25 protein-coding genes are annotated in these 23,707 nt (G+C 60.6%); 13 read left to right on the top strand and 12 right to left on the bottom strand.

The features are described from left to right. Positions 1–70 precede the first annotated feature (70 nt). Genes V6607_RS28070 through tldD form a run of 3 tightly spaced genes read left to right on the top strand, consistent with a single transcriptional unit; the run spans position 71 to position 6,242 of the window. Positions 71–3,886: a YhdP family protein gene (locus tag V6607_RS28070; protein ID WP_134327316.1), complete on the top strand. Its 3,816-nt coding sequence runs from the start codon at positions 71–73 to the stop codon at positions 3,884–3,886. A 48-nt stretch (positions 3,887–3,934) separates the two neighbouring features. Continuing rightward, the gene (locus V6607_RS28065; RefSeq protein WP_008437218.1) at positions 3,935–4,783 is read left to right on the top strand and encodes a carbon-nitrogen hydrolase family protein; all 849 of its coding nucleotides are present in this window, start codon (positions 3,935–3,937) and stop codon (positions 4,781–4,783) included. Positions 4,784–4,799: 16 nt separating this feature from the next. Then, positions 4,800–6,242, top strand: coding sequence for a metalloprotease TldD (gene tldD, locus V6607_RS28060; RefSeq protein WP_010170608.1), 1,443 nt, complete (start codon positions 4,800–4,802; stop codon positions 6,240–6,242). 45 nt (positions 6,243–6,287) lie between these two features. On the opposite strand, the gene yjgA is transcribed toward tldD, so the two are convergent. Further along, the gene (gene yjgA, locus V6607_RS28055) at positions 6,288–6,809 is read right to left on the bottom strand and encodes a ribosome biogenesis factor YjgA (RefSeq protein ID WP_003216092.1); all 522 of its coding nucleotides are present in this window, start codon (positions 6,807–6,809) and stop codon (positions 6,288–6,290) included. A gap of 108 nt (positions 6,810–6,917) precedes the next feature. On the opposite strand from yjgA, the gene pmbA reads away from it, so the two are divergent. The 6 genes from pmbA (at position 6,918) to V6607_RS28025 (ending at position 12,187) form a co-directional block, all read left to right on the top strand. Next, positions 6,918–8,264, top strand: a complete 1,347-nt coding sequence (gene pmbA / locus V6607_RS28050; RefSeq protein WP_003216094.1) for a metalloprotease PmbA — start codon at positions 6,918–6,920, stop codon at positions 8,262–8,264. Between the two features lie 149 nt (positions 8,265–8,413). Beyond that, positions 8,414–8,809, top strand: coding sequence for a hypothetical protein (locus V6607_RS28045; protein ID WP_008434319.1), 396 nt, complete (start codon positions 8,414–8,416; stop codon positions 8,807–8,809). Further along, on the top strand, positions 8,802–10,178 hold the full coding sequence (locus V6607_RS28040; protein ID WP_008434316.1) for a class II fumarate hydratase: 1,377 nt from the start codon (positions 8,802–8,804) through the stop codon (positions 10,176–10,178). The genes V6607_RS28045 and V6607_RS28040 overlap by 8 nt, the downstream gene beginning before the upstream one ends. Positions 10,179–10,205: 27 nt before the next feature. After that, positions 10,206–10,649 carry a hypothetical protein gene (locus V6607_RS28035; protein ID WP_003216099.1) on the top strand — a complete coding sequence of 148 codons (444 nt, stop codon included), beginning with the start codon at positions 10,206–10,208 and terminating at the stop codon, positions 10,647–10,649. Between the two features lies 1 nt (position 10,650). Further along, positions 10,651–11,262, top strand: coding sequence for a superoxide dismutase (locus V6607_RS28030; RefSeq protein WP_008434313.1), 612 nt, complete (start codon positions 10,651–10,653; stop codon positions 11,260–11,262). A gap of 31 nt (positions 11,263–11,293) precedes the next feature. Beyond that, complete coding sequence (locus tag V6607_RS28025; RefSeq protein ID WP_134327315.1) at positions 11,294–12,187, top strand: ZIP family metal transporter; 894 nt, start codon at positions 11,294–11,296, stop codon at positions 12,185–12,187. A gap of 13 nt (positions 12,188–12,200) precedes the next feature. Here the strand turns inward: V6607_RS28025 and V6607_RS28020 are convergent, their stop codons facing one another. Continuing rightward, on the bottom strand, positions 12,201–13,151 hold the full coding sequence (locus tag V6607_RS28020) for a DJ-1/PfpI family protein (RefSeq protein ID WP_087692865.1): 951 nt from the start codon (positions 13,149–13,151) through the stop codon (positions 12,201–12,203). 114 nt (positions 13,152–13,265) lie between these two features. Here V6607_RS28020 and V6607_RS28015 point away from each other — a divergent pair, with 114 nt between their 5' ends. Continuing rightward, positions 13,266–14,267, top strand: coding sequence for an SLAC1 anion channel family protein (locus V6607_RS28015; RefSeq protein ID WP_087692864.1), 1,002 nt, complete (start codon positions 13,266–13,268; stop codon positions 14,265–14,267). Between the two features lie 20 nt (positions 14,268–14,287). Here V6607_RS28015 and V6607_RS28010 read toward each other — a convergent pair whose 3' ends face one another. From V6607_RS28010 to V6607_RS27965, 10 genes are all read right to left on the bottom strand, one after another. Then, positions 14,288–14,560 carry an HPr family phosphocarrier protein gene (locus V6607_RS28010; protein ID WP_003216108.1) on the bottom strand — a complete coding sequence of 91 codons (273 nt, stop codon included), beginning with the start codon at positions 14,558–14,560 and terminating at the stop codon, positions 14,288–14,290. A gap of 16 nt (positions 14,561–14,576) precedes the next feature. Next, positions 14,577–15,434, bottom strand: coding sequence for an RNase adapter RapZ (rapZ, locus tag V6607_RS28005; protein ID WP_003216111.1), 858 nt, complete (start codon positions 15,432–15,434; stop codon positions 14,577–14,579). Positions 15,435–15,436: 2 nt separating this feature from the next. Further along, positions 15,437–15,901, bottom strand: a complete 465-nt coding sequence (gene ptsN / locus V6607_RS28000) for a PTS IIA-like nitrogen regulatory protein PtsN (RefSeq protein ID WP_003216114.1) — start codon at positions 15,899–15,901, stop codon at positions 15,437–15,439. A 12-nt stretch (positions 15,902–15,913) separates the two neighbouring features. Then, complete coding sequence (raiA, locus tag V6607_RS27995) at positions 15,914–16,219, bottom strand: ribosome-associated translation inhibitor RaiA (RefSeq protein WP_003216115.1); 306 nt, start codon at positions 16,217–16,219, stop codon at positions 15,914–15,916. A gap of 75 nt (positions 16,220–16,294) precedes the next feature. Continuing rightward, on the bottom strand, positions 16,295–17,788 hold the full coding sequence (locus V6607_RS27990; RefSeq protein WP_003216117.1) for an RNA polymerase factor sigma-54: 1,494 nt from the start codon (positions 17,786–17,788) through the stop codon (positions 16,295–16,297). A 184-nt stretch (positions 17,789–17,972) separates the two neighbouring features. Further along, complete coding sequence (lptB, locus tag V6607_RS27985; RefSeq protein ID WP_003216119.1) at positions 17,973–18,698, bottom strand: LPS export ABC transporter ATP-binding protein; 726 nt, start codon at positions 18,696–18,698, stop codon at positions 17,973–17,975. After that, positions 18,698–19,270: a lipopolysaccharide transport periplasmic protein LptA gene (gene lptA / locus V6607_RS27980; protein ID WP_134327314.1), complete on the bottom strand. Its 573-nt coding sequence runs from the start codon at positions 19,268–19,270 to the stop codon at positions 18,698–18,700. Before lptA ends, lptB begins: the two co-directional genes overlap by 1 nt. After that, positions 19,257–19,829 carry an LPS export ABC transporter periplasmic protein LptC gene (gene lptC / locus V6607_RS27975; protein WP_003216122.1) on the bottom strand — a complete coding sequence of 191 codons (573 nt, stop codon included), beginning with the start codon at positions 19,827–19,829 and terminating at the stop codon, positions 19,257–19,259. The genes lptA and lptC overlap by 14 nt, the downstream gene beginning before the upstream one ends. 8 nt (positions 19,830–19,837) lie before the next feature. Next, positions 19,838–20,362, bottom strand: coding sequence for an HAD family hydrolase (locus V6607_RS27970; protein ID WP_087692862.1), 525 nt, complete (start codon positions 20,360–20,362; stop codon positions 19,838–19,840). After that, positions 20,363–21,337 (bottom strand): KpsF/GutQ family sugar-phosphate isomerase, encoded by a 975-nt coding sequence (locus V6607_RS27965; RefSeq protein ID WP_003216126.1) that lies wholly within the window; start codon positions 21,335–21,337, stop codon positions 20,363–20,365. Positions 21,338–21,629: 292 nt separating this feature from the next. Between V6607_RS27965 and V6607_RS27960 the strand changes: the two genes are divergently transcribed. The 3 genes from V6607_RS27960 to mlaD are packed head-to-tail and all read left to right on the top strand — an operon-like array spanning position 21,630 to position 23,703. Continuing rightward, positions 21,630–22,439 (top strand): ATP-binding cassette domain-containing protein, encoded by an 810-nt coding sequence (locus V6607_RS27960; RefSeq protein ID WP_003216128.1) that lies wholly within the window; start codon positions 21,630–21,632, stop codon positions 22,437–22,439. Continuing rightward, positions 22,439–23,236, top strand: a complete 798-nt coding sequence (gene mlaE / locus V6607_RS27955) for a lipid asymmetry maintenance ABC transporter permease subunit MlaE (RefSeq protein WP_003216131.1) — start codon at positions 22,439–22,441, stop codon at positions 23,234–23,236. The genes V6607_RS27960 and mlaE overlap by 1 nt, the downstream gene beginning before the upstream one ends. Continuing rightward, entirely contained in the window at positions 23,236–23,703 is a 468-nt protein-coding gene (gene mlaD, locus V6607_RS27950; RefSeq protein ID WP_003216133.1) for an outer membrane lipid asymmetry maintenance protein MlaD, read from the top strand. Before mlaE ends, mlaD begins: the two co-directional genes overlap by 1 nt. Positions 23,704–23,707: the final 4 nt, after the last annotated feature.

The following is a 23,707-nucleotide window of genomic DNA, read 5'->3' as shown; positions in this document are numbered from 1 at the left end:
TTAGTTCTTATCAACGAGACGGGCAGGCCTTGATCTGCCGTCCGACTATTGCCTTTGAGGGTCGCCTGACATGGAGCGTCTGATACGCTTTTTTGCCGCATTGACCCGCTGGGGCCTCGGCCTGTGCGCCTTGCTGCTGGTATTGGCGGCGGTGTACGTGAGCCTGGGCCGTGAATTGACGCCGTTGGTGGCGGAATACCGTGGCGAAATCGAGGCCAAGGCGCGTACTGCGCTGGATATGCCCGTGAACATCGGCAGCCTGGAAGGGCGCTGGAGTGGCTTCGCGCCGGTATTGTTGGCTCACGACGTGATGGTCGGCGAGGGCAGCAGCGCCCTGCGCCTGGACCAGGTGCAAGTGGTGCCGGATATCTGGGCCAGCCTGCTGGCGCGTGAAGTGCGCATTGCCCACCTGGAAGTCAGCGGCCTGCAAGTCAGCGTGAAGGAAGACCAGGACGGCCACTGGGCGCTGCAAGGCCTGCCGGTGCAGGATGACCAGCCGCTGGATCCCGAACAACTGCTGACGCGCATGCAAATGGTCGGGCAGGTTTCATTGCTCGACAGCCAGGTGACGCTGCAGCCGTTCGACCAGGCTCCGCTGACCTTGACCTATGTCGGCGTGAGCCTGCAGACCGGCGCCAACCGCCAGCGCCTGGACGCGCGCCTGACCCTGCCCGACGGCCAGCCCCTGGCGTTGAACCTGCGCACCCGAATCCGCGCCAGCCAGTGGAAAGACGGCGAAGCCGAGGCTTACCTGAGCTTGCCCCAGAGTGACTGGGCAAAATGGATCCCGGCAAAACTGACCCAGCAATGGAAACTTACCGAACTCAAGGCTGGCGGCGAATTCTGGCTGACCTGGGCCAAGGGCACCGTGCAAAGCGCCGCCGTGCGCCTCAACGCCCCGCAGCTCAAGGGCAGCTATGCCGATCGCAAGCCGACTCATATTGAGAACCTGGCCCTCACTGCGTACCTGCAACGCAGTGACAGCGGCCTCAAGGTGCTGTTTGACTCGCTCGCAATGAACCTCGGCGACACCCGCTGGGAATCGCGCCTGCAACTGCAGCAAACCCTGGCCACCGACAAGGCCCAGGAAGTCTGGAACCTGCAGGCCGATCACCTCGACCTGACGCCGATCACGCCATTGCTGCACGCCTTGGCACCCTTGCCGGAAGCCGTGGCCACCACCCTGGATCATCTGAAGGCCACCGGCACGCTGCGGAACGTGTTGCTGGATTATCGGCCTCAAGACACCACCGACCAGCGCGTGAGCTTCGCGGCCAACCTCGACCGTATTGGTTTCGACGCTTACTTCGGCGCACCGGCAGCCCGCAATGTCAGCGGCAGCATCAGCGGTGACCTGGGCAAGGGTGAGCTGCGCATGGACAGCAAGGATTTCTCCTTGCACCTGTTTCCGATCTTCGCCAAGCCCTGGCAGTACATCCAGGCCAACGCTCGCCTGACGTGGAAGCTCGACAAGGAAGGCTTCACCCTGATCGCGCCGTATATCAAGGTGCTGGGTGAGGAGGGCAAGGTCGCCGCCGACTTCCTGATTCGCCTGCATTTCGACCATAGCCAGGAAGACTACATGGACCTGCGGGTCGGTATGGTCGACGGCGATGGCCGCTTCACCCCCAAATACCTGCCGGCGGTGTTGAGCCCGGCACTCGATGAGTGGCTGCGCACTGCGATTCTCAAGGGTGCAGTGGACGAGGGCTTCTTCCAGTACCAAGGCTCGCTGAACCACGACGCACTGCCTGCCTCGCGCAATATCAGCCTGTTCTTCAAGGTGCATGATGCCGAGCTGGCATTCCAGCCGGGCTGGCCGCACGTGAGCAAGGTCAAGGGTGAAGTGTTTGTCGAGGAAAGCGGCGTGCGCATCCTGGCCAGCAAGGGCCAGTTGCTCGACACCAAGGTCAATGATATCTACGTCAACATTCCCCACGCTCCCGAAGGCAAGGACAGCCACCTGCTGCTCACCGGCAACTTTGCCGGTGGCCTGGGCGATGGCCTGAAAATCCTTCAGGAAGCGCCGATCGGCACCGCCTCGACCTTCGCCGGCTGGAAAGGCGAGGGCGACCTGCAAGGCAAGCTGGACCTGGATATTCCCCTGGCCAAGGGCGCCGATCCCAAGATCGTGGTGGATTTCAAGACCGACAAGTCCCGCCTGCAACTGGCCGAGCCTACGCTGGACCTGAGCCAGCTCAAGGGTGATTTCCGCTTCGACAGCGCCAAGGGCCTGAGTGGCCAGAACATCAGCGCCCAGGCCTTCGACCGACCGATCACCGCGCAGATTTTCGCCGATGGCAAGCCAGGCGACCTCAACACCCGCGTCACCGCGAAAGGGCAGGTGACCGTCAAGCGGCTGACTGACTGGCTGAAGGTCAGCCAGCCGTTGCCGGTGTCCGGCGATATCCCCTACCAATTGCAGCTCAACCTCGATGGCGCCGACAGCCAGTTGATGGTCAGCTCCAACCTCAAGGGCGTGGCCGTGGACCTGCCGGCGCCGTTCGGCATGCCGGCGAGCCAGGGCCGCGACAGTGTGTTCCGCATGACCTTGCAGGGTAAGGAGCGCCGTTACTGGTTCGATTATGGCGAGTTGGGCAGCTTCACCTTCGCCGCCCCGGCGGACAATTTCGCCGACGGCCGGGGTGAGCTGTTCCTGGGAGATGGCGATGCGGTGTTGCCGGCCGGCAAGGGCTTGCGAATCCGCGGCGTGTTGTCGGAGCTGGATATCGACCCCTGGAAAAAGCTCGTAGACCGCTACGCCGGCAACGACCCGGGTGGCAGTGCCAAGCAGTTGTTGAGCGGGGCCGATTTCAAGGTCGGCAAGCTGACCGGTTTCGGCACCCAGTTTGACCAGGTCAGCTTGCAGCTGGACCGCAAACCCGCTGCCTGGGGCTTGCAGTTCGACAGCCAGCAGGCCAAGGGTACCGTGGGGTTGCCGGACGCCAAGGGCGCGCCGATTGCAGTCAACCTGCAGTACGTGAAGCTGCCTGCGGTGGATCCGACCGTGCAGGCGGATGAAAATGCGCCGGACCCATTGGCTGATGTTGATCCCAAGGATATTCCCGCGCTGGATATCTCGATTGCCCAGTTGTTCCAGGGCCCGGACCTGGTAGGTGCCTGGTCTCTGAAAGTTCGCCCGACCACCAGGGGCATGGCGTTCAACAGCCTGAACCTGGGGCTCAAGGGCATGGTGCTCCAGGGCGCCGGCGGTTGGGAAGGTGCACCCGGTGCCAGCAGCAGTTGGTACAAGGGCCGCCTCGATGGCAAGAACATTGGCGACGTGCTCAAGGGCTGGGGATTTGCGCCGAGCGTGACCAGCGAAGATTTTCACGTGGACGTGGACGGCCGCTGGCCGGGTTCGCCGGCCTGGGTAGGTCCCAAGCGTTTCTCCGGCAGCCTGGACGCCAGTTTCCGCAAAGGCCAGTTTGTTGAAGTGGACGGCGGTGCGCAGGCCCTGCGGGTGTTTGGCTTGCTGAACTTCAACTCCATCGGTCGCCGGCTGCGCCTGGACTTCTCGGACTTGCTTGGCAAGGGCTTGAGTTATGACCGGGTCAAGGGCTTGCTGGCCGCCAGTGACGGCGTGTTTGTAACCCGTGAGCCGATCACCATGACCGGCCCGTCGAGTAACCTGGAGATCAACGGCACCCTGGACCTGGTGGCTGATCGCGTCGATGCCAAGTTGCTGGTGACGCTGCCGGTCACCAACAACCTGCCGATTGCTGCATTGATCGTCGGCGCGCCGGCCATTGGCGGGGCGCTGTTCCTGATCGACAAGCTGATTGGCGACCGTGTTTCGCGTTTCGCCAGCGTACAGTACAAGGTAGAAGGCCCGTGGAAGGACCCGAAAATCACCTTCGACAAGCCATTTGAAAAGCCAAACTGAGTACCTGTGGAGTAGCATGGCCGCATGCCTTTTCTGGAGTGTGGGCCCATGTCCTTTGCGGTAATTCAAATGGTCAGCCAAAGCGATGTGCTGGCCAACCTGGCTCAGGCCCGGCGCCTGCTGGAGCAAGCGGCGGCGGGCGGTGCAAGGCTTGCGGTACTCCCGGAAAACTTCGCCGCCATGGGCCGTCGCGATGTGGCCGATATCGGTCGCGCCGAGGCCTTGGGCGAAGGTCCGATCCTGCCATGGTTGAAACAGACCGCCCGCGACCTCACCTTATGGATAGTGGCCGGCACTTTGCCGCTGCCCCCAAAGGATCAGCCGAACGCCAAGTCCAATGCCTGCTCGCTGCTGATCGATGATCAGGGCGAAATCGTTGCCCGCTACGACAAGCTGCACCTGTTCGATGTCGATGTGGCCGATGCCCGGGGTCGTTATCGTGAATCCGATGACTATGCTCATGGTAGCCAGGTGGTCGTGGCGGATACGCCGGTCGGCCGCCTGGGGCTGACGGTGTGTTACGACTTGCGCTTCCCGGAGCTATACAGCGAATTGCGCGCTGCGGGTGCCGAGTTGATCACCGCGCCCTCGGCCTTTACAGCGGTAACCGGCGCCGCGCACTGGGATGTGCTGATCCGTGCGCGTGCCATCGAGACCCAGTGCTACCTGCTGGCGGCCGCCCAGGGTGGCGTGCATCCGGGGCCCAGGGAAACCTTCGGGCATGCAGCGATCATCGACCCATGGGGGCGCGTGCTGGCACAACAGGATCAAGGCGAGGCGGTGTTGTTGGCCGAACGCGATAGCAGCGAACAGGCGTCGATACGGACGCGCATGCCGGTGGCGGGCCACCGGCGCTTTTTCTCGCAGGGCGCACAGCGACCTGCTTCAGAACGATGAATTTAAGGCCAAACCTATGAGCGAGTTGTTGTCCTCAGTCAGTGAACACCTCCTGGCGCCTGGTGGCGTGACCATCGAAAGCTTGCAAACGGTCCTCGGCGATCTGGCCGGGCCAGGCATCGACGCGGCCGACCTGTATTTCCAGGGGCAGATTTCCGAGTCCTGGGCCCTGGAAGACGGGATCGTCAAGGAAGGCAGCTTCAATCTCGACCAAGGCGTGGGTGTGCGTGCGCAGTCCGGTGAAAAAACCGGCTTTGCCTACAGCAACGCCATCACCCTGGAAGCCCTGGGGCTGGCGGCTCGTGCAGCGCGTTCGATCTCCCGTGCCGGGCAAAACGGCACGGTGCAGGCGTTCAGCACCCAGGACGTGGCCCAGCTGTATGCCCCGGATAACCCATTGGAAGTGATCAGCCGCGCCGAAAAGGTCGAGCTGCTCAAGCGTGTGGACGCGGCGACCCGCGCCCTGGATCCGCGTATCCAGCAAGTCACCGTAAGCATGGCCGGGGTGTGGGAACGCATCCTCGTGGCCTCCACCGATGGCGGCCTGGCGGCGGATGTGCGGCCGCTGGTGCGCTTCAATGTCAGCGTGATCGTCGAACAGAATGGCCGTCGCGAGCGCGGTGGCCACGGCGGCGGCGGGCGTACCGACTACCGTTATTTCCTCACCGAAGACCGCGCCATGGGGTATGCCCGTGAAGCGTTGCGCCAGGCCCTGGTCAATCTGGAAGCAATTCCGGCCCCGGCGGGTACGTTGCCGGTGGTATTGGGCTCTGGCTGGTCCGGCGTGCTGCTGCATGAAGCGGTGGGCCACGGCCTGGAAGGTGATTTCAACCGCAAGGGCAGTTCCGCCTACAGCGGGCGCATGGGCGAGATGGTTGCGTCCAAGCTCTGCACCATCGTCGATGACGGTACCCTGGCCGGGCGTCGCGGTTCGTTGAGCGTCGATGACGAAGGCACCCCGACCGAGTGCACCACGCTGATCGAAAACGGTGTGCTCAAGGGCTACATGCAAGACAAGCTCAACGCACGCCTGATGGGCGTGGCCCGCACCGGTAACGGTCGTCGCGAGTCCTACGCGCACCTGCCGATGCCGCGCATGACCAACACCTACATGCTCGGCGGCGAAAGCGATCCGGCCGAAATCATCGCCTCGGTGAAACGCGGCATCTACTGCGCCAACCTCGGTGGTGGGCAGGTGGACATCACCAGCGGCAAGTTCGTGTTCTCCACCAGCGAGGCGTATTTGATCGAAGACGGCAAGATCACCGCGCCGGTCAAGGGTGCAACGTTGATTGGCAACGGCCCGGAAGCCATGAGCAAGGTGTCGATGGTCGGTAACGACCTGTCGCTGGACAGCGGTGTGGGGACGTGCGGCAAGGATGGTCAGTCGGTGCCGGTGGGTGTCGGCCAGCCAACCTTGAAAATCGATGCGATCACCGTGGGTGGCACGGGGTCGTAAGAACGGGAGCTTCGGGTGGCGAAGGCCGCCACCCGGGGAAGAGGGTCAGCGCAGGCCGCGTTGACTATCGTCCAGCTCACGGATGTATTTGAAGATTTTTCGGCTGGAGGCCGGTGGCTTGCTTTGCGCCAGTTCGTGCTGGGCCTGACGGATCAGGGAGCGCAATTGTTGGCGATCGGCATCCGGGTACTCGATGACGAACTTCTCCAGTACCGCGTCATCGCCAGCGATCAGGCGATCACGCCAGCGTTCCAGGTTATGGAAGCGCTCGTTGTACTGGCGAGTGGAGGCATCGAGTTGATCGAGCAACGTCAGAATGGCGTCAGTGTCCTGGTCGCGCATCAGTTTGCCGATGAACATGAGGTGCCGTTTACGCGCGATATTCGCGGTGTGCTTGGGCGCATCGTTCAGAGCCCGGCGCAGGGCGTCGGTCAATGGCAGTTTTGCACACAAGTCAGGCTTGAGTGTTGTAAGGCGCTCGCCGAGGTCAACCAGAGCATGCAGCTCGCGTTTGACCTGAGATTTGCTTTTCTCCCCATCGAGGGAGTCGTCGTAAGAATCAACCATGGTGGCAGTCCGCAAAGAAACGCCGCCATGATAACCAGTCGGGGGCCGCTTGTCCGGCCCGGTCGCTAGAAGGCCTTAACCGAAAGCAGAATTTGAGTGGAGAAAACCATGAGTGCAGCCCAAAGCGTCGGTCCGCAAGCGTTACCGGCACTGCAGGAACAAGTCGAGCAGATCATTGCCGAGGCCAAGCGCCAGGGGGCCAGTGCCTGTGAAGTGGCGGTGTCCCTGGAGCAGGGGTTGTCGACTTCGGTGCGCCAGCGGGAAGTGGAAACCGTCGAATTCAACCGCGACCAGGGGTTTGGCATCACCTTGTACGTGGGCCAGCGCAAGGGCTCGGCCAGCACTTCTGCCAGCGGCCCGGAAGCGATTCGCGAAACCGTTGCAGCAGCACTGGCGATTGCCAAGCACACCTCCGAAGATGAAAGCTCCGGCCTGGCTGATGCAGCCCTGATGGCTCGGGACTTGAAGGATTTTGACCTGTTCCATGCCTGGGACATCACCCCGGAACAGGCTATTGAACAGGCTTTGACCTGTGAAGCGGCGGCATTCGATGCCGACAGCCGGATCAAGAACGCCGATGGCACCACCTTGAGTACTCATCAGGGTTGCCGCGTATACGGCAACAGCCACGGTTTTATCGGCGGTTATGCCTCGACGCGTCACAGCCTGAGCTGCGTGATGATCGCCGAAGCCAACGGCCAGATGCAGCGTGATTACTGGTACGACGTGAACCGCCAGGGCGAATTGCTGATGGACCCGGTACTCATCGGCCAGCGTGCCGCGCAGCGTGCTGCCAGCCGCCTGGGCGCCCGCCCGGTGCCGACCTGTGAAGTGCCGGTGTTGTTCTCGGCGGAACTGGCCGGTGGTTTGTTCGGCAGTTTCCTTGGGGCGATTTCCGGTGGCAACCTGTACCGCAAGTCGTCGTTCCTGGAAGGTGCGATTGGCCAGAAGCTGTTCCCGGAATGGCTGACCATCGATGAGCGCCCGCACCTGATGCGCGCCATGGGCAGTTCGTCGTTTGACGGTGATGGCCTGGCCACCTATGCCAAGCCGTTCGTCGAGAACGGTGAGCTGGTGTCCTATGTGCTGGGCACCTACGCCGGTCGCAAACTCGGCCTGCCAAGCACCGCCAACTCCGGTGGCGTACACAACCTGTTCATCACCCATGGCGATGAAGACCAGGCGGCGCTGTTGCGGCGCATGGGCCGTGGCTTGCTGGTCACCGAGTTGATGGGCCATGGCCTGAATATGGTCACGGGTGATTACTCCCGTGGTGCGGCGGGTTTCTGGGTGGAAAACGGCGAAATCCAGTTCGCCGTGCAGGAAGTGACCATCGCGGGCAACATGCGTGACATGTTCAAGCAGATTGTCGCGGTGGGTAATGACCTGGAACTGCGCAGCAACATCCGCACCGGTTCGGTGTTGATCGAAAAGATGACCGTCGCCGGCAGCTAATCCGCCGACAGGCGCCATAAAGAAGGCGCGCCACCCATTGGGTGGCGCGCCTTTTTTTGTGCCTGGAATTCCGAGTGACTCCCTCAGGCTCTTGTTTTGATTCTCAATATCATTTAATAATAAATATCATTACCGAATGAGTGTGGATCATGAGTTCTGTCCTGCATGAGGATCCCTACCTGGAAAGCTGGCGTTGGATGAGTCGTCAGATTCGTTGCGGCCTTGCTCCCGACGAGCCCCGCCTGATCGAACATTATCTGGCCGAAGGCCGGTACCTCGCCTGTTGCACTGCGACCCACCCGTGGACCATCGGCGAAACCTCATTCCGCCTGCTGCTGGACACCGCCTCCGACATCGCCTTGCCCTGGCACTGGCGGTCCATGTGCCTGGACCAGGCCTGGCGCCCGTTGCGCGACCTGGAAAAACTTTCCCACTGTGCCTGCCGCCTCAAGCGCTGGCAGACCTTTGCCTGGCAATTGGCGACCTGCGAATTGCTGCCATCGATTTCTCACTCCGACCTGGTGCAAGGATCTTCCGATGAGTAACACCCGTATCGAACGCGACAGCATGGGCGAACTGCAAGTGCCCGCCGAAGCCTTGTATGGCGCGCAAACCCAGCGTGCGGTGAACAACTTTCCCATCAGCCACCAGCGCATGCCGGCGCAGTTCATTCGTGCGTTGATCCTGGCCAAGGCTGCCGCCGCTAAAGCCAACGTCGAGCTGAAACAACTGAGCGAAGCCCAGGGCAAGGCCATCGTTGATGCCGCCCAAGGCTTGCTGGAAGGCGATTTCATGCAGCATTTTCCGGTGGATATCTTCCAGACCGGTTCCGGCACCAGCTCCAACATGAACGCCAACGAAGTGATTGCGACCCTCGCCAGCCGCTTGCTGGGCGAGCCGGTCAACCCTAACGATCACGTCAACTGCGGCCAGAGCAGCAACGACATCATCCCGACCACCATTCACGTCAGCGCGGCGCTGGTGCTGCATGAGCAAACCCTGCCGGCGCTGCTGCACCTGGTCCAGGTGATCGAGCACAAGGCCGAGGAGGTGCACCGTTTCGTCAAGACCGGTCGGACGCATCTGATGGACGCCATGCCGGTGCGCATGAGCCAGGTGCTCAATGGCTGGGCGCAGCAGCTCAAGGCCAATATCGGCCATCTGCAAGACCTGCTGCCGAGCTTGCAGGCGCTGGCCCAGGGTGGCACTGCAGTCGGCACCGGGATCAATGCGCATCCGGAGTTTGCAGCGCGCTTCAGCCAGCAACTGAGCAGCCTGACCCACGTCCAGTTCACCCCAGGCAAGAACCTGTTCGCGCTGATCGGCTCCCAGGACACGGCCGTCGCGGTCTCCGGGCAGCTCAAGACCACCGCCGTGTCCCTGATGAAAATCGCCAACGACCTGCGCTGGATGAACTCCGGCCCATTGGCGGGCCTTGGTGAAATCGAGCTGGAAGGCCTGCAGCCGGGCTCTTCGATCATGCCCGGCAAGGTCAACCCGGTGATCCCGGAAGCCACCGCCATGGTTGCCGCACAAGTCATCGGCAACGACACGGTGATTACCATCGCCGGCCAGTCCGGCAACTTCGAACTCAACGTGATGCTGCCGATCATTGCCCAGAACCTGCTCGGCAGCCTGGAGTTGCTGGCCAACTCCAGCCGCCTGCTGGCCGACAAGGCCATCGCCAGCTTCAAGGTCAACGAAGCCAAGCTCAAGGAAGCGCTGTCGCGCAATCCGATCCTGGTGACCGCACTCAACCCGATCATCGGTTACCAAAAGGCCGCCGAAATCGCCAAGAAGGCCTATCAACAAGGCCGTCCGGTGATTGATGTGGCGCTCGAACATACCGACTTGCCCCGCAGCCAACTGGAAATCCTGCTGGATCCGGAAAAGCTCACGGCTGGCGGCGTGTAATCACCGACCCTGCTTTGGAGGCTCACCATGGAGCACTGGAAACGCACGATCGAACGGGCCAATCGCTGCTTTATGGCGGGCGAGCTGGTAGATGCCCGCGAGGCCTACCTGCAAGCCCTGGCCCTGGCTCAAGTGTTGTTTGAGCGCTGGGCGGATGCCGACGAAGCGGTGGCGGCTTGCGTCATTTCCCATCACAACCTGGCCGACCTGCACTTGCGCCTGAACCAGCCGGAAGAAAGCGCGGAATACCTCTGCGCCATTCACCAGCGCCTGTTGCAGACCATGCAAGACACCCGTCTTAACCCGCTATTGCGGGAAGCGGCCCTGCGCCAGAGCAGCAAGACCTACGTCGAACTGCTGAATTTCATCAGCGATCACGGTGAGTACCCACGTACCCACCGCCTGCTGGGCAGCAACGTGGCGCCATCGGATGCGTCGACCCGCAACAGCCCTTTTTATGGAGCTCATTGATATGTCCTACACCTTGCCGGCCTTGCCTTACGCCTACGATGCCCTTGAACCGCATATCGACGCGCAAACCATGGAGATCCACTACACCAAGCACCACCAGACCTACATCAACAACCTCAACGCAGCCGTCGAAGGCACCGAGTTTGCCGCTTGGCCGGTGGAGAAACTGGTGTCCAGCGTCCAGCAACTGCCGGAAAAACTCCGGGCGGCGGTGATCAACCAGGGCGGCGGCCACGCCAACCACTCGTTGTTCTGGGCTGTCATGTCGCCCAAGGGCGGCGGCAAGCCAGACGGCGCGCTGGGTGACGCCATCGACGAGCAGTTGGGCGGTTTCGACGCCTTCAAGGAGGCCTTCACCAAAGCTGCCTTGACCCGTTTCGGCAGCGGCTGGGCGTGGTTGAGCGTGACGCCGCAAAAGACCCTGGTGGTGGAAAGCAGCGGCAACCAGGACAGCCCGTTGATGAACGGCAATACGCCAATCCTCGGCCTGGACGTCTGGGAACACGCTTATTACCTGCTGTACCAGAACCGTCGTCCGGAATACATCAATGCGTTCTACAGCGTCATCAACTGGCCGGAAGTTGCCGGCCGCTACCAGGCTGCGCTGGGCTGAAACTCCTCTATAACAAGATCTAAGGCCGACTATGGGCACTGAAACACTGGCGATCAGCAGCGTGCGAATGTTTCGTTATGCGTTTGGCTCGCTGCTGCTATTGGCAGGAACTGCATTGCTGGTGGCCCAAGGGCTGGCCTGGCTTGACCTGGAACCGCGCATCCTGCGTGCCTTGCAGGGCGGGGCCATCTGCGCGCTCGGCACCGCCCTGGGTGCCGTGCCGGTACTGGTGATCCGCCGGATGCCATTGGCGGTGAGCGACACGCTGCTCGGCTTCGGTGCCGGGGTGATGTTGGCCGCTACGGCGTTTTCGCTGATCGTGCCGGGTATTGCGGCTGCCCAAAGCCTGGGGCTGACGCCATGGGCTGCCAGTGGATTGATCAGTTTCGGCATCATGCTGGGCGCGTTCGGGCTGTATCTGGTGGATCGCAAGGTCTCCGGCGCGAGCCCGGAAATGCTGGTGGGCAGTCCGGATCATCCGGTGATACCGCCGCGTATCTGGCTGTTTGTGTTCGCCATCATTGCCCACAACATTCCCGAAGGCATGGCCGTGGGTGTCTCGGCAGGCGGCGGCATGCCGGATGCCGACAGCCTCGCCATGGGTATTGCCTTGCAGGATGTGCCGGAGGGACTGGTGATTGCGTTGGTGCTGGCCGGGGCAGGGATGTCGCGGGTCAAGGCGTTCCTGATCGGCGCGGCGTCAGGGCTGGTGGAGCCGGTGTTTGCGGTGCTGTGTGCCTGGCTGGTGAGCCTGGCTCAGGTGCTGTTGCCGCTGGGGCTGGCGCTGGCGGCCGGGGCAATGCTGCTGGTGGTGACTCACGAAGTCATTCCCGAGTCGCGGCGCAATGGCCATGACAAGCTCGCCAGCCTGGGGCTGTGTATCGGGTTTTGCTTGATGATGGTGATGGATACGGCGTTGGGCTGAGGCTGTCGCGCTTCTACAAGAAGCGCTTGCGGTAGTCGCTGGGGGTAACGCCCAGGCGGCGAACGAAGGCGCGCCGGAACCCATCAACATTGGCATAGCCGACCTGATCGGCCAGGCGTTTGAGCGAGACATTCGAGCCTTCGATCAGCCGCCGTGCCTGGTCGATACGTGCCAGCTCCACGAACTCGGCAGGGGTGAATCCACCCTCGGCCTTGAATACCCGGGCAAAGTTGCGTTCGCTCATGTCAGCGCGCTGGGCCAGCAATGCCACGCTCAGGTCTGCGGCCAGGTTGTCGACGATATAGGTCTGTATCTGGCGAATGTTCGTGCGCTCTGCGGTCTGTGCCGCCAGTTGGGCGCTGAACTGTGACTGGCCGCCCGGCCGTTTGAAGTACATCACCATTTCCCTGGCCACACTGAGCGCCAAATCACGGCCGTGGTCCTCCTCGACTAACGCGAGCGCCAGATCCATACCGGCCGTCACACCGGCGGAGGTGTACAGGTTACCGTCGCGGATAAAAATGCTGTCCGGTTCGACCACGGCATCGGGGTATTGCCTGGCCAGCAATGCACTGGAATTCCAGTGCGTGGTGACGCGTCGCCCGACCAGCAAACCAGCAGCCCCCAGCACAAAAGCGCCACTGCAAACCGAGCCTATCCGCCGCACGCGCGTGGCCTGGTAGCGTACCCAGTCCCGCAGGTGGGCGTCGTGTGCCACGTCATTCACGCTGGGGCTTCCAGCGATCAGCAGCGTATCGATAGCCCCCTTGAACGTCTCGATGGAGTCATCCGTGGCCAGGCGAAGCCCATTGGTTCCCTTGATCTGCCCGGCGACGGTACCGATGACCGAGATCCGGTATGCACGGGAATTACCCAATTGCCTGGCCGCTTCAGCGAACACATCGGCAGGGCCGACGACATCCAGCATTTGCACGCGGGGAAATGCCAGGAGGGCAATTCGCATGGTGTCGGTCTCCGTAGTGGAAATGGCTGAAATCGTCGTTAAACGACACTATAGGACAGAGGGGAGGTAGGCGACACTGTCCGTCACGTGCTTTATCGTCAACCGGAGACCCGCATGAGCATCTGTAACGCGCCACTTCCCCCCTTCGCTGTCGAATCGAGCGAGCGGTCGGGGTCCATCAAGAACCTTCCCATCAATTTGTTTGGCGCCGTGATGGGGTTGGCCGGCCTGAGCCTGGCCTGGCAGTCCGCCAGTGAATATGTGGCTTACGCGCAAATGATCGGAGCGGTCATTGGTGGGTTTGCCATTCTGGTGTTTATCGCACTGGTGGCGGGGTATCTCACCAAATGGGTTAAATACCCTGCGGCGGTCAAAGCCGAGTTCAATCACCCGATATCAGGAAATTTCTTTGGCACGGTGACGATCGCGTTGCTGCTGCTGTCGGCAGTCGTAGGTTCAGCTAGCACCCTGATCAGCCAGGGGCTTTGGATGTTGGGTAGCCTGCTGACCATGATCCTGGCGGCAATTGTGCTCTCGCGACTGTTGTCCGGTAATCAGGAGTCGCAATATGCGGTGCCTGCCTGGCTGATCCCGGGGGTGGCGGCGCTCGACATCGCGGTGACAGGTGCCCACATGCCCATGGCGTGGGCATACGAGTTCAATCTGTTCGCGATGGCGGTAGGGAGTGTGATTGCGCTGGTGTTCTTCACGCGAATTTTTTCACGTCTGGTTCACGAGCCGGTGATGGCCAAAGGTATGACACCTTCGCTGATGATACTTATCGCCCCCTTTGAAGTCGGCTTTCTGGCTTACACCAACTTCTTTGGCAGCGTCGACTATTTTGCCAGCGTGCTCTTCTACTTTGGCCTGTTCCTGTTTGGGGTGCTGGCATTCAAAGTATTCCGTCAGGCCGCGCCTTTTTCTCCTGCCTGGTGGGCAATCAGCTTTCCGATTGCGGCATTGAGCAACGCTGCGTTGAAATATGCCGATGCCAAAGGAGGCGTGATCCTGGAGGTGATTGCCTATCTGATCCTGGCTTTCCTGACGATCGCCCTGGCCGTACTGACGGTCAAGACGTTGAAGATTCTGTTCAACGGCAAACTGCTGTCCAACTGACGCAGGGGAGGGGTGATTACCTACTCGCCCTCATCAAAGAAATTATTGATCAACGCTACCAGGGCATCCATCGCTTCCTGCTCTTGCTCGCCTTCGGTCTTCAAATGAATCTTCGTGCCCTTGCCCGCAGCCAGCATCATCATGGCCATGATGCTTTTGCCGTCGACCATGGATTCCGGGGTGCGCCCGGCGCGGATCTGGCAAGGGAACTGCCCGGCGACGCCGACGAACTTGGCCGAGGCCCGGGCGTGCAGGCCCAGCTTGTTGATGATTTCAATTTCCAGAGCGGGCATCGCGGGGGTGTTCCTTTCAGCTGAGGTCGCGGTGGCGAACCTGGACGTTCTTGAGGGTTTGTTGCAGCACCTTGCCCAGGCGTTCGGTCAGGTAGACGGATCGGTGGTGGCCGCCGGTGCAGCCAATGGCGATGGTGACATAAGCCCGATTGCTGGCCGCAAAACGCGGCAGCCATTTGAGCAGGTAGCTGGAGATGTCCTGGTACATTTCCTCGACATCCGGTTGCGCCGCCAGGTACTCGGCCACAGGTTGGTCCAGCCCCGACTGATCGCGCAGTTCCGGCTTCCAGTACGGGTTGGGCAGGCAGCGCACATCGAACACCAGGTCGGCATCCACCGGCATGCCGCGCTTGAAACCGAACGACTCGACAAGGAACGCCGTGCCTGGCTCCGGCTGGTTCAGCAGACGCAGCTTGATCGCATCCCGCAGTTGATACAGGTTCAGGCTGGTGGTGTTGATCTTGAGGTCGGCCAGGTCAATGATCGGCCCCAGCAGTTTGGTCTCGTCCTCGATGGCTTCGGCCAGGGAGCGATGAGGGCTGCTCAACGGGTGGCGGCGACGGGTTTCGGAGAAGCGCTTGAGCAGGGTCTCTTCGTCGGCGTCCAGGTACAGCACATCGCAATGGATATGCTTGGCCCGCACTTCTTCGAGCAGTTCAGGAAAGCGTGTGAGGTGGCTGGGCAGGTTGCGGGCGTCGATCGACACGGCGACCAGCGGTTGCGCCAGCTCGGTATGAATCAACGCGCGTTCCGCCAGTTCCGGTAGCAGGCCGGCGGGCAGGTTGTCGATGCAATAGAAGCCGTTGTCCTCAAGAACATTGAGGGCCGTGCTTTTACCTGAGCCGGAACGGCCGCTGACGATGATCAAACGCATGATTAATGCCCGTTTTGTTCATCCAGGACAACCTGGTAGAGCGCCTCATTGCTTGAGGCACTACGCAGTTTGTCGCGTACGTCCTTGCGGTCGAGCATGCTGGCGATCTGCCGAAGCAGTTCCAGGTGCGCATCGGTGGCAGCTTGCGGGACCAGCAGCACGAACAGCAGGTCGACCGGCGCGCCGTCGATGGCGTCGAAATCGATAGGGGCGTCCAGGTGCAGCAGGGCGCTGACTGGAGACTCACAGCCTTGCAGGCGGCAGTGAGGAATGGCGATGCCGTTGCCAAAGCCGGTGGAGCCGAGCTTTTCACGGGCGATCAGGGCCTCGTACACAGCTTGCGTATCCAGTTCGGGCACTTCGCGGCCGATCAGGTTGGCAATTTGTTCGAGGGCGCGCTTTTTACTGCCGCCCGGCACGTTCACGAGGGAACGGCCGGGGGTCAGGATGGTTTCAAGTCGGATCATGGGTGGGGAGTGTTAGCGGCCAGTGCCTTGAAGAAGGCTCTGCTGCTTTTCCTTATGCTTTTTAAGTTGGCGGTCAAGCTTGTCTGTGAGCAAGTCGATTGATGCATACATGTCTTCATGTTCGGCATTGGCGACCACTTCGCCACCGGGTATCTGAAGTGTCGCTTCGATTTTCTGCTGAAGCTTGTCGACCTTCATGATGACCTGAACGTTGGTGATCTTGTCGAAATGGCCCTCAAGCTTCTTCAGCTTCAGCTCGACGTATTCGCGCAATGGAGGGGTGACTTCTACATGGTGTCCACTGATGTTGACTTGCATACAGCTTCTCCTTCGTTGCCAGTGCATAAAGCGGCGGGTAGGAATACCCGCCACTGGAACGCTATGGCCCGCCCGTCACATCAAACGCTTACGCTCGCTGGAAGGCGCGATCCCTAGGGACTCGCGGTACTTGGCGACGGTTCGACGGGCGACCTGAATGCCTTGTGCCTCCAGTAAACCAGCGATCTTGCTGTCACTCAACGGCTTTTTCTGATTTTCCGCGGCAACCAGTTTTTTGATGATCGCGCGGATCGCCGTGGACGAGCATTCACCGCCTTCGGAGGTGCTGACGTGGCTGGAGAAAAAGTATTTCAGCTCATATATACCCCGTGGGGTATGCATGAATTTTTGCGTGGTCACCCGGGAAATCGTTGATTCGTGCATGCCCACCGCCTCGGCGATGTCGTGCAGTACCAGCGGCTTCATTGCTTCATCGCCGTATTCCAGGAAGCCGCGCTGGTGCTCGACGATCTGGGTGGCGACTTTCATCAGGGTTTCGTTGCGGCTCTGCAGGCTCTTGATGAACCAGCGGGCTTCCTGCAGTTGGTTACGCATGAAGGTGTTATCGGCGCTGGTGTCGGCGCGGCGCACAAAACCTGCGTATTGCGGATTGACCCGCAGGCGCGGCACCGATTCCTGGTTCAGCTCCACCAGCCAGCGTTCGTTGTCCTTGCGCACAATCACGTCGGGCACGACATATTCGGCTTCGCTGGACTCGATCTGCGAGCCCGGGCGCGGGTTGAGGCTCTGCACCAGCTCGATGATCTGGCGCAGGTCATCTTCCTTGAGCTTCATGCGGCGCATCAGCTGGCTGTAGTCGCGGCTGCCCAGCAGGTCGATGTAGTCGGTGACCAGGCGCTGCGCTTCGCTCAGCCAAGGCGTCTTGGCCGGCAATTGGCGCAGTTGCAGCAGCAGGCACTCGCTGAGGTTGCGGGCGCCGATGCCGGCCGGCTCGAATTGCTGGATGCGGTGCAGGACGGCTTCGATTTCGTCCAGTTCGATGTCCAGTTCCGGGTCGAACGCCTCGAGGATCTCTTCAAGGGTCTCGTCCAGGTAGCCCTGGTTGTTGATGCAATCGATCAGGGTCACGGCGATCAGGCGATCGGTATCGGACATCGGTGCCAGGTTCAGCTGCCAGAGCAAATGGCTTTGCAGGCTCTCGCCGGCTGATGTGCGGGTGGTGAAGTCCCACTCGTCGTCATCGTTGCTGGGCAGGCTGCTGGCGCTGGTCTGGTAGACGTCTTCCCAGGCGGTATCCACGGGAAGTTCGTTGGGAATGCGTTCGTTCCATTCGCCTTCCTCAAGGTTATCCACCGTGGGGGCGGTTTCCTGGTAGGAGGGTTCCTGTACGTCGGGGTTGGGCTTTTGCTCGATGTTGTCGGCCAGCGGGTCTGCATTATCGAAGTCGTCGCCTTCTTCCTGGCGTTCGAGCATCGGATTGGACTCCAGGGCCTCCTGGATTTCCTGTTGCAGGTCCAGGGTCGACAATTGGAGCAGGCGGATGGCCTGTTGCAGCTGCGGTGTCATCGTCAGCTGCTGGCCCATTCTCAGGACTAGCGATGGTTTCATGGCAGGGGCTTAACACCTTATTCGCCGGCGCAATGCGCCATCCACGACAGGGCGCGTGAGCGCCAAACATAAGCAAATTATATGCCTGATATCGGGGGCTTTGCCTAGAGCGCGGTAACAATAAAAATACTGAGGTTTTTATTGACTACCGCGCTCCATGGCGAATGGCCTGATACCACCGTGTTTACAGGCGGAACTCGTGACCCAGATACACTTCCTTGACCAGTTCGTTGGCCAGGATAGTGGCAGAGTCACCTTCGGCAATCAGCTGTCCATCGTTGACGATGTAGGCGGTTTCGCAGATATCGAGTGTCTCACGGACGTTGTGGTCGGTGATCAACACACCGATGCCCTTGGCCTTGAGATGATGGATGATCTGCTTGATGTCGCCGACCGAGATCGGGTCGACACCGGCGAAAGGTTCGTCCAGCAGGATGAACTTGGGCGCCGTGGCCAGCGCACGGGCGATTTCCACACGACGACGCTCGCCGCCGGAAAGGCTCATGCCGAGGTTGTCGCGAATGTGGTTGATGTGGAATTCCTGCAGCAGGCTTTCCAGCTCTTTCTTGCGCCCGGCGCGGTCGAGTTCCTTGCGGGTCTCGAGGATGGCCATGATGTTGTCGGAAACCGACAGTTTGCGGAAGATCGATGCTTCCTGGGGAAGATAGCCGATACCCGCTTGCGCACGGCCGTGCATAGGCTGGTGGCTCACGTCCAGGTCGTCGATCAGGACGCGGCCTTGATCGGCCTGCACCAGGCCGACGATCATGTAGAAGCAGGTGGTCTTGCCGGCACCGTTGGGGCCGAGCAAACCGACGATCTGGCCGCTGTCGATCGACAGGCTGACGTCACGCACGACCTGACGGCTTTTATAAGCCTTGGCCAGATGCTGGGCTTTCAGGGTTGCCATTAATTCGCCTTCTTCGCGTCGGGTTTCGGCGCCGACTGGGCTGCGCCCGGTTTCTGCTTCGGCTGGATAACCATGTCGATACGCGGCTTCGGCGTGCTGATTTTCGAGCCGGTAGCACGGCCGGCCTGGGCGATCTGCTTCACCGTGTCGTAGACGATTTTTTCGCCGTCGGTGGTGTTGCCGTCATTGATGACCCGGGCCTGGTCGATCAGCACGATGCGGTTTTGCTGGGCGTGGTACTGGATCGTCTTGCCATAGCCTTTGACCGGCGTAGGGTCGCCCACTTTCTGCAGTTGTTCGAAATACGCCAGGTTGCCCACCGAAGTGACCACGTCGATATCGCCCGCCGGGGTACGAGTCAGTGTCACGGTGTTACCCGTCACTTTCATCGAGCCCTGGGTGATGATCACGCTGCCCGTGTAGGTCGCGATACCTTGCTTGTCATCCAGCTGCGCATCGTCAGCCTGAATGTGGATCGGTTGCTGGCTATCGTTCGGCAGAGCCCAGGCGCTCACGCTTCCCAGTGCTGCGCCCAGGCCGAGCAAAATAGGGAGGGTTTTAACGAGCCTCATACTGTCCTCTTACGTTCGATAGCAGGTGTATCCTGCTTTCTTTCAAATACGCTTTCATTCCCTTGCCAGTCGATACACCGCCAGCGCCGTCAATTCTAACGTCTTGCTCGGTCTGCGCATATTGCTTCTGTGGGAATACGGTCATGCGACTGCTGGTAATAATGGTGTCGCGGTTCTTGGCGTCAGTGCGGGCTACCCGCACCGAGTCAATCAGTTCCACTTGGGTGCCGTCCGGGTTGACCTCGCCACGCTCGCTGGTGACGTGCCACGGAAATTCGGCGCCGCGGTACAGGTTCATGTCCGGCTTGGTCAGCAAAGTGACCTCGGATGCCTTCAAGTGTTCGACCTTGTCGGAGGTCATTTCATACTGGACCTTGCCATCGGGCAGGTACTGGATGCTGTGGGCGTTGATGGCGTAATAGTCGATAGCACTCTCGTCAACCTGTGCAACCGGCTTGTCGAGGAAGCGCTCCGGGCTGATATTCCAGTAGCCGACCGCGAGGAAAACCGCGGCGATGACTGCAAGTATCAGGAAATTGCGAATCTTTTTACTCAGCATAAAACGCTCTATAGGTAGGCGGCGTGGGCCGCTTCAAGGCTGCCTTGGGCGCGCAGAATCAACTCGCAGAACTCGCGGGCGGCGCCTTCGCCGCCGCGGGCGGTGGTTACACCATGGGCGTGTTCGCGAACGAACGCCGCCGCATTGGCCACGGCCATGCCCAGGCCGACCCGGCGAATCACCGGCAGGTCGGGTAAATCGTCACCCAGGTACGCAACCTGCTCATAGCTTAGGTTGAGTTGGCCAAGAAGCTCGTCCAGAACCACCAGTTTATCCTCGCGGCCCTGATACAGGTGAGGAATACCCAGGTTTTGTGCGCGGCGTTCCACAACCGGGGTCTTGCGACCGCTGATGATGCCGGTTTGCACGCCCGCCGCCATCAGCATCTTGATGCCCTGGCCGTCGAGGGTGTTGAACGTCTTGAATTCGCTGCCGTCTTCCAGAAAGTACAGGCGGCCATCCGTCAGCACGCCGTCGACGTCGAAAATCGCCAGCTTGATGTGCTTGCCCCGTTGCAACAGGTCGGTGGTCATTTACATCACTCCCGCACGCAGCAAGTCGTGCATGTTCAGGGCGCCAACCGGACGGTCGTCGCTGTCGACCACCACCAGCGCCAGGATCTTGTGGTCTTCCATGATCTTCAGTGCTTCGGCCGCGAGCATGTCAGGGCGTGCGGTCTTGCCGTGAGGCGTCATGACTTCGTCGATGGTGGCGGTCTGGATGTCGAGGTTGCGGTCCAGGGTGCGGCGCAGGTCGCCGTCGGTGAAGACCCCGGCCAGCCGCCCGTCGGACTCCAGGATTACGGTCATGCCCAGGCGCTTGAGGGTCATTTCCATCAAGGCATCTTTCAGCAAGGTGCCGCGTGGCACCTGTGGCAGCTCGTCGCCGGCGTGCATGACGTTTTCCACTTTCAGCAGCAGGCGACGGCCAAGGGCGCCGCCCGGGTGGGAAAACGCGAAGTCTTCGGCGGTAAACCCGCGGGCTTCCAGCAATGCCACGGCCAGCGCATCGCCCATGACCAGGGCGGCGGTGGTGGAGGAGGTCGGTGCCAGGTTCAGCGGGCAGGCCTCGTGGGCAACGTGCACGTTCAAATTCACTTCGGCGGCTTTAGCCAGCGTCGAGTCCGGGTTGCCGGTCACGCTGATCAGCTGGATACCCAGGCGCTTGATCAGCGGCAGCAGGGTCACGATTTCGTTGGTGGTGCCGGAGTTGGACAGTGCCAGGATGATGTCGTCCCGGGTGATCATGCCCATGTCGCCGTGGCTGGCTTCGGCCGGATGCACGAAGAACGCGGTGGTCCCGGTGCTCGCCAGGGTGGCGGCGATCTTGTTGCCGACATGCCCGGATTTGCCCATGCCGACCACCACTACGCGGCCCTTGCTGGCCAGAATCATCTCGCAGGCGCGTACGAAATCCGCGTCGATATGGGCCAGCAAGCCTTCTACGGCTTCAAGCTCGAGGCGGATGGTGCGTTGTGCGGATTGAATAAGGTCGCTGGATTGGCTCATGTCTGAAATCGTATAGCCTGACGAAAAGTCGGCGATTATAACGGTAATGATCAATTCCCTCACACAAGTTCGTCAGGCTTTATTCAATCCACCTGTGGTTGAGATTGAACCTCAGCCAGGATTTTTTAGCTGTCCTGTTTCTGAACAAGCTCTGTTCCGGCCTTGGGGGCGCTGTACCAGCAGTGATATAGTTCGCGGCCAGTTCGGTCCGCACGGCCTTTTTGTCTATTCGGCGCAAGCATTTGTCGAAAACAAAGTGTCTGAGTGAAAGGCTGCATCCCAAGGAGTTTAGATGAGTGCCGATAACGCCTACGCGGTCGAGCTGAAGGGCCTTTCCTTCAAGCGCGGTACGCGCAGCATCTTCAATAATGTGGATATTCGCATTCCCCGCGGCAAAGTCACGGGCATCATGGGGCCTTCCGGCTGCGGCAAGACTACGCTGCTGCGCCTGATGGGCATGCAATTGCGCCCCTCCGCCGGTGAAGTCTGGGTCAATGGCCAGAACCTGCCGACCCTTTCGCGCAGTGACCTGTTCGATGCCCGCAAACACATGGGCGTCCTGTTCCAGAGCGGCGCGTTGTTTACCGATCTCGATGTTTTCGAAAACGTGGCGTTCCCGCTGCGGGTGCATACACAGCTGTCCGATGAAATGATTCGTGACATTGTGTTGCTGAAATTGCAGGCCGTCGGGCTGCGCGGTGCTATCGATTTGATGCCCGACGAGTTGTCCGGAGGCATGAAGCGTCGTGTCGCCCTGGCGCGTGCCATCGCCCTCGACCCGCAGATTCTCATGTACGACGAGCCTTTCGTTGGCCAGGACCCGATTGCCATGGGGGTGCTGGTACGCCTGATCCGCCTGCTCAATGATGCGTTGGGTATCACCAGTATCGTGGTTTCCCACGACCTGGCCGAGACCGCGAGCATTGCCGACTACCTATATGTAGTGGGCGATGGCCAGGTGCTGGGGCAGGGCACGCCTGAAGAACTGATGAACGCAGACAACCCGCGCATTCGCCAATTCATGACCGGCGATCCCGATGGCCCGGTGCCTTTTCACTTTCCGGCAGCGGACTACCGCTCAGATCTTCTGGGGAAGCGCTGATGCGCAAGACATCATTACTCGAAAAGGTTCGCCTTTTCGGTCGCTCCGGCATCGATATCATCGGTGTGCTGGGGCGTTCGACGATTTTCCTGTTTCATGCCTTGCTCGGCCGCGGCGGTATTGGCGGCGGTTTCGGCCTGCTGATCAAGCAACTGCACTCCGTGGGCGTGATGTCCCTGGTGATCATCGTGGTCTCCGGGGTGTTCATCGGCATGGTGCTGGCGCTGCAAGGCTTCAATATCCTCTCCAGCTACGGGTCCGAGCAGGCTGTTGGGCAGATGGTTGCCCTGACGCTGTTGCGTGAGTTGGGCCCGGTGGTGACCGCTCTCCTGTTTGCCGGGCGTGCCGGTTCGGCGCTGACGGCCGAAATCGGCAACATGAAGGCCACCGAACAGCTGTCCAGCCTGGAAATGATCGGTGTCGATCCGCTCAAGTACATTGTTGCCCCGCGCCTGTGGGCCGGCTTCATTTCCCTGCCACTGCTGGCGATGGTGTTCAGCGTGGTGGGAATCTGGGGCGGTTCCTGGGTCGCGGTTGACTGGCTGGGGGTCTACGACGGCTCCTACTGGGGCAACATGCAAAACAGCGTGACCTTCAGCGGCGACGTGCTCAACGGCATCATTAAAAGCATCGTCTTCGCCTTTGTAGTGACCTGGATCGCCGTATTCCAAGGCTATGACTGTGAGCCCACCTCAGAAGGGATCAGTCGCGCCACCACCAAGACCGTTGTGTACGCCTCGCTGGCGGTACTGGGCCTTGACTTCATTTTGACCGCCTTGATGTTTGGAGATTTCTGATGCAAAACCGCACTGTGGAAATCGGTGTCGGCCTTTTCTTGCTGGCTGGCATCCTGGCTTTACTGTTGCTCGCCCTGCGAGTCAGCGGCCTATCGGCCAGCCCCACCGCCGATACTTATAAACTTTACGCCTACTTCGACAATATCGCCGGTTTGACTGTCAGAGCTAAAGTGACCATGGCGGGTGTAACCATCGGCAAGGTCACGGCAATCGATCTGGACCGCGACAGCTTCACCGGCCGTGTGACCATGCAGGTGGACAAGAAGGTAGATAACCTGCCGACTGACTCCACTGCGTCTATCCTCACCGCTGGCCTGCTGGGCGAGAAGTACATCGGCATCAGCGTCGGCGGGGAATCTGCCCTGCTCAAGGATGGTTCGACCATTCATGACACACAGTCGTCGTTGGTGCTGGAGGACTTGATCGGTAAATTCCTGCTCAATACCGTCAATAAAGACGCCAAATGAGGAA

The organism is Pseudomonas sp. KK18, from assembly GCF_037094675.1.
Taxonomy (GTDB): domain Bacteria; phylum Pseudomonadota; class Gammaproteobacteria; order Pseudomonadales; family Pseudomonadaceae; genus Aquipseudomonas.
The sequence above is the reverse complement of the archived record's forward strand: the minus strand, read 5'-3'. Positions and strand labels throughout refer to the sequence as shown.

What these genes read in the sequence shown, in the direction of transcription:
- V6607_RS28025 (WP_134327315.1), top strand. Translation starts at nt 11,294, where the DNA reads ATGGGCACTGAAACACTGGCGATCAGCAGCGTGCGAATGTTTCGTTAT.
- mlaE (WP_003216131.1), top strand. Translation starts at nt 22,439, where the DNA reads ATGCGCAAGACATCATTACTCGAAAAGGTTCGCCTTTTCGGTCGCTCC.
- V6607_RS28070 (WP_134327316.1), top strand. Translation starts at nt 71, where the DNA reads ATGGAGCGTCTGATACGCTTTTTTGCCGCATTGACCCGCTGGGGCCTC.
- V6607_RS28020 (WP_087692865.1), bottom strand. Translation starts at nt 13,151, where the DNA reads ATGCGAATTGCCCTCCTGGCATTTCCCCGCGTGCAAATGCTGGATGTC.
- V6607_RS27970 (WP_087692862.1), bottom strand. Translation starts at nt 20,362, where the DNA reads ATGACCACCGACCTGTTGCAACGGGGCAAGCACATCAAGCTGGCGATT.
- lptA (WP_134327314.1), bottom strand. Translation starts at nt 19,270, where the DNA reads ATGAGGCTCGTTAAAACCCTCCCTATTTTGCTCGGCCTGGGCGCAGCA.
- V6607_RS28015 (WP_087692864.1), top strand. Translation starts at nt 13,266, where the DNA reads ATGAGCATCTGTAACGCGCCACTTCCCCCCTTCGCTGTCGAATCGAGC.
- V6607_RS27965 (WP_003216126.1), bottom strand. Translation starts at nt 21,337, where the DNA reads ATGAGCCAATCCAGCGACCTTATTCAATCCGCACAACGCACCATCCGC.
- lptB (WP_003216119.1), bottom strand. Translation starts at nt 18,698, where the DNA reads ATGGCAACCCTGAAAGCCCAGCATCTGGCCAAGGCTTATAAAAGCCGT.
- lptC (WP_003216122.1), bottom strand. Translation starts at nt 19,829, where the DNA reads ATGCTGAGTAAAAAGATTCGCAATTTCCTGATACTTGCAGTCATCGCC.
- yjgA (WP_003216092.1), bottom strand. Translation starts at nt 6,809, where the DNA reads ATGGTTGATTCTTACGACGACTCCCTCGATGGGGAGAAAAGCAAATCT.
- mlaD (WP_003216133.1), top strand. Translation starts at nt 23,236, where the DNA reads ATGCAAAACCGCACTGTGGAAATCGGTGTCGGCCTTTTCTTGCTGGCT.
- raiA (WP_003216115.1), bottom strand. Translation starts at nt 16,219, where the DNA reads ATGCAAGTCAACATCAGTGGACACCATGTAGAAGTCACCCCTCCATTG.
- rapZ (WP_003216111.1), bottom strand. Translation starts at nt 15,434, where the DNA reads ATGCGTTTGATCATCGTCAGCGGCCGTTCCGGCTCAGGTAAAAGCACG.
- V6607_RS28045 (WP_008434319.1), top strand. Translation starts at nt 8,414, where the DNA reads ATGAGTTCTGTCCTGCATGAGGATCCCTACCTGGAAAGCTGGCGTTGG.
- V6607_RS28030 (WP_008434313.1), top strand. Translation starts at nt 10,651, where the DNA reads ATGTCCTACACCTTGCCGGCCTTGCCTTACGCCTACGATGCCCTTGAA.
- V6607_RS28035 (WP_003216099.1), top strand. Translation starts at nt 10,206, where the DNA reads ATGGAGCACTGGAAACGCACGATCGAACGGGCCAATCGCTGCTTTATG.
- V6607_RS28040 (WP_008434316.1), top strand. Translation starts at nt 8,802, where the DNA reads ATGAGTAACACCCGTATCGAACGCGACAGCATGGGCGAACTGCAAGTG.
- V6607_RS28065 (WP_008437218.1), top strand. Translation starts at nt 3,935, where the DNA reads ATGTCCTTTGCGGTAATTCAAATGGTCAGCCAAAGCGATGTGCTGGCC.
- V6607_RS27990 (WP_003216117.1), bottom strand. Translation starts at nt 17,788, where the DNA reads ATGAAACCATCGCTAGTCCTGAGAATGGGCCAGCAGCTGACGATGACA.
- V6607_RS27960 (WP_003216128.1), top strand. Translation starts at nt 21,630, where the DNA reads ATGAGTGCCGATAACGCCTACGCGGTCGAGCTGAAGGGCCTTTCCTTC.
- V6607_RS28010 (WP_003216108.1), bottom strand. Translation starts at nt 14,560, where the DNA reads ATGCCCGCTCTGGAAATTGAAATCATCAACAAGCTGGGCCTGCACGCC.
- tldD (WP_010170608.1), top strand. Translation starts at nt 4,800, where the DNA reads ATGAGCGAGTTGTTGTCCTCAGTCAGTGAACACCTCCTGGCGCCTGGT.
- ptsN (WP_003216114.1), bottom strand. Translation starts at nt 15,901, where the DNA reads ATGATCCGACTTGAAACCATCCTGACCCCCGGCCGTTCCCTCGTGAAC.
- pmbA (WP_003216094.1), top strand. Translation starts at nt 6,918, where the DNA reads ATGAGTGCAGCCCAAAGCGTCGGTCCGCAAGCGTTACCGGCACTGCAG.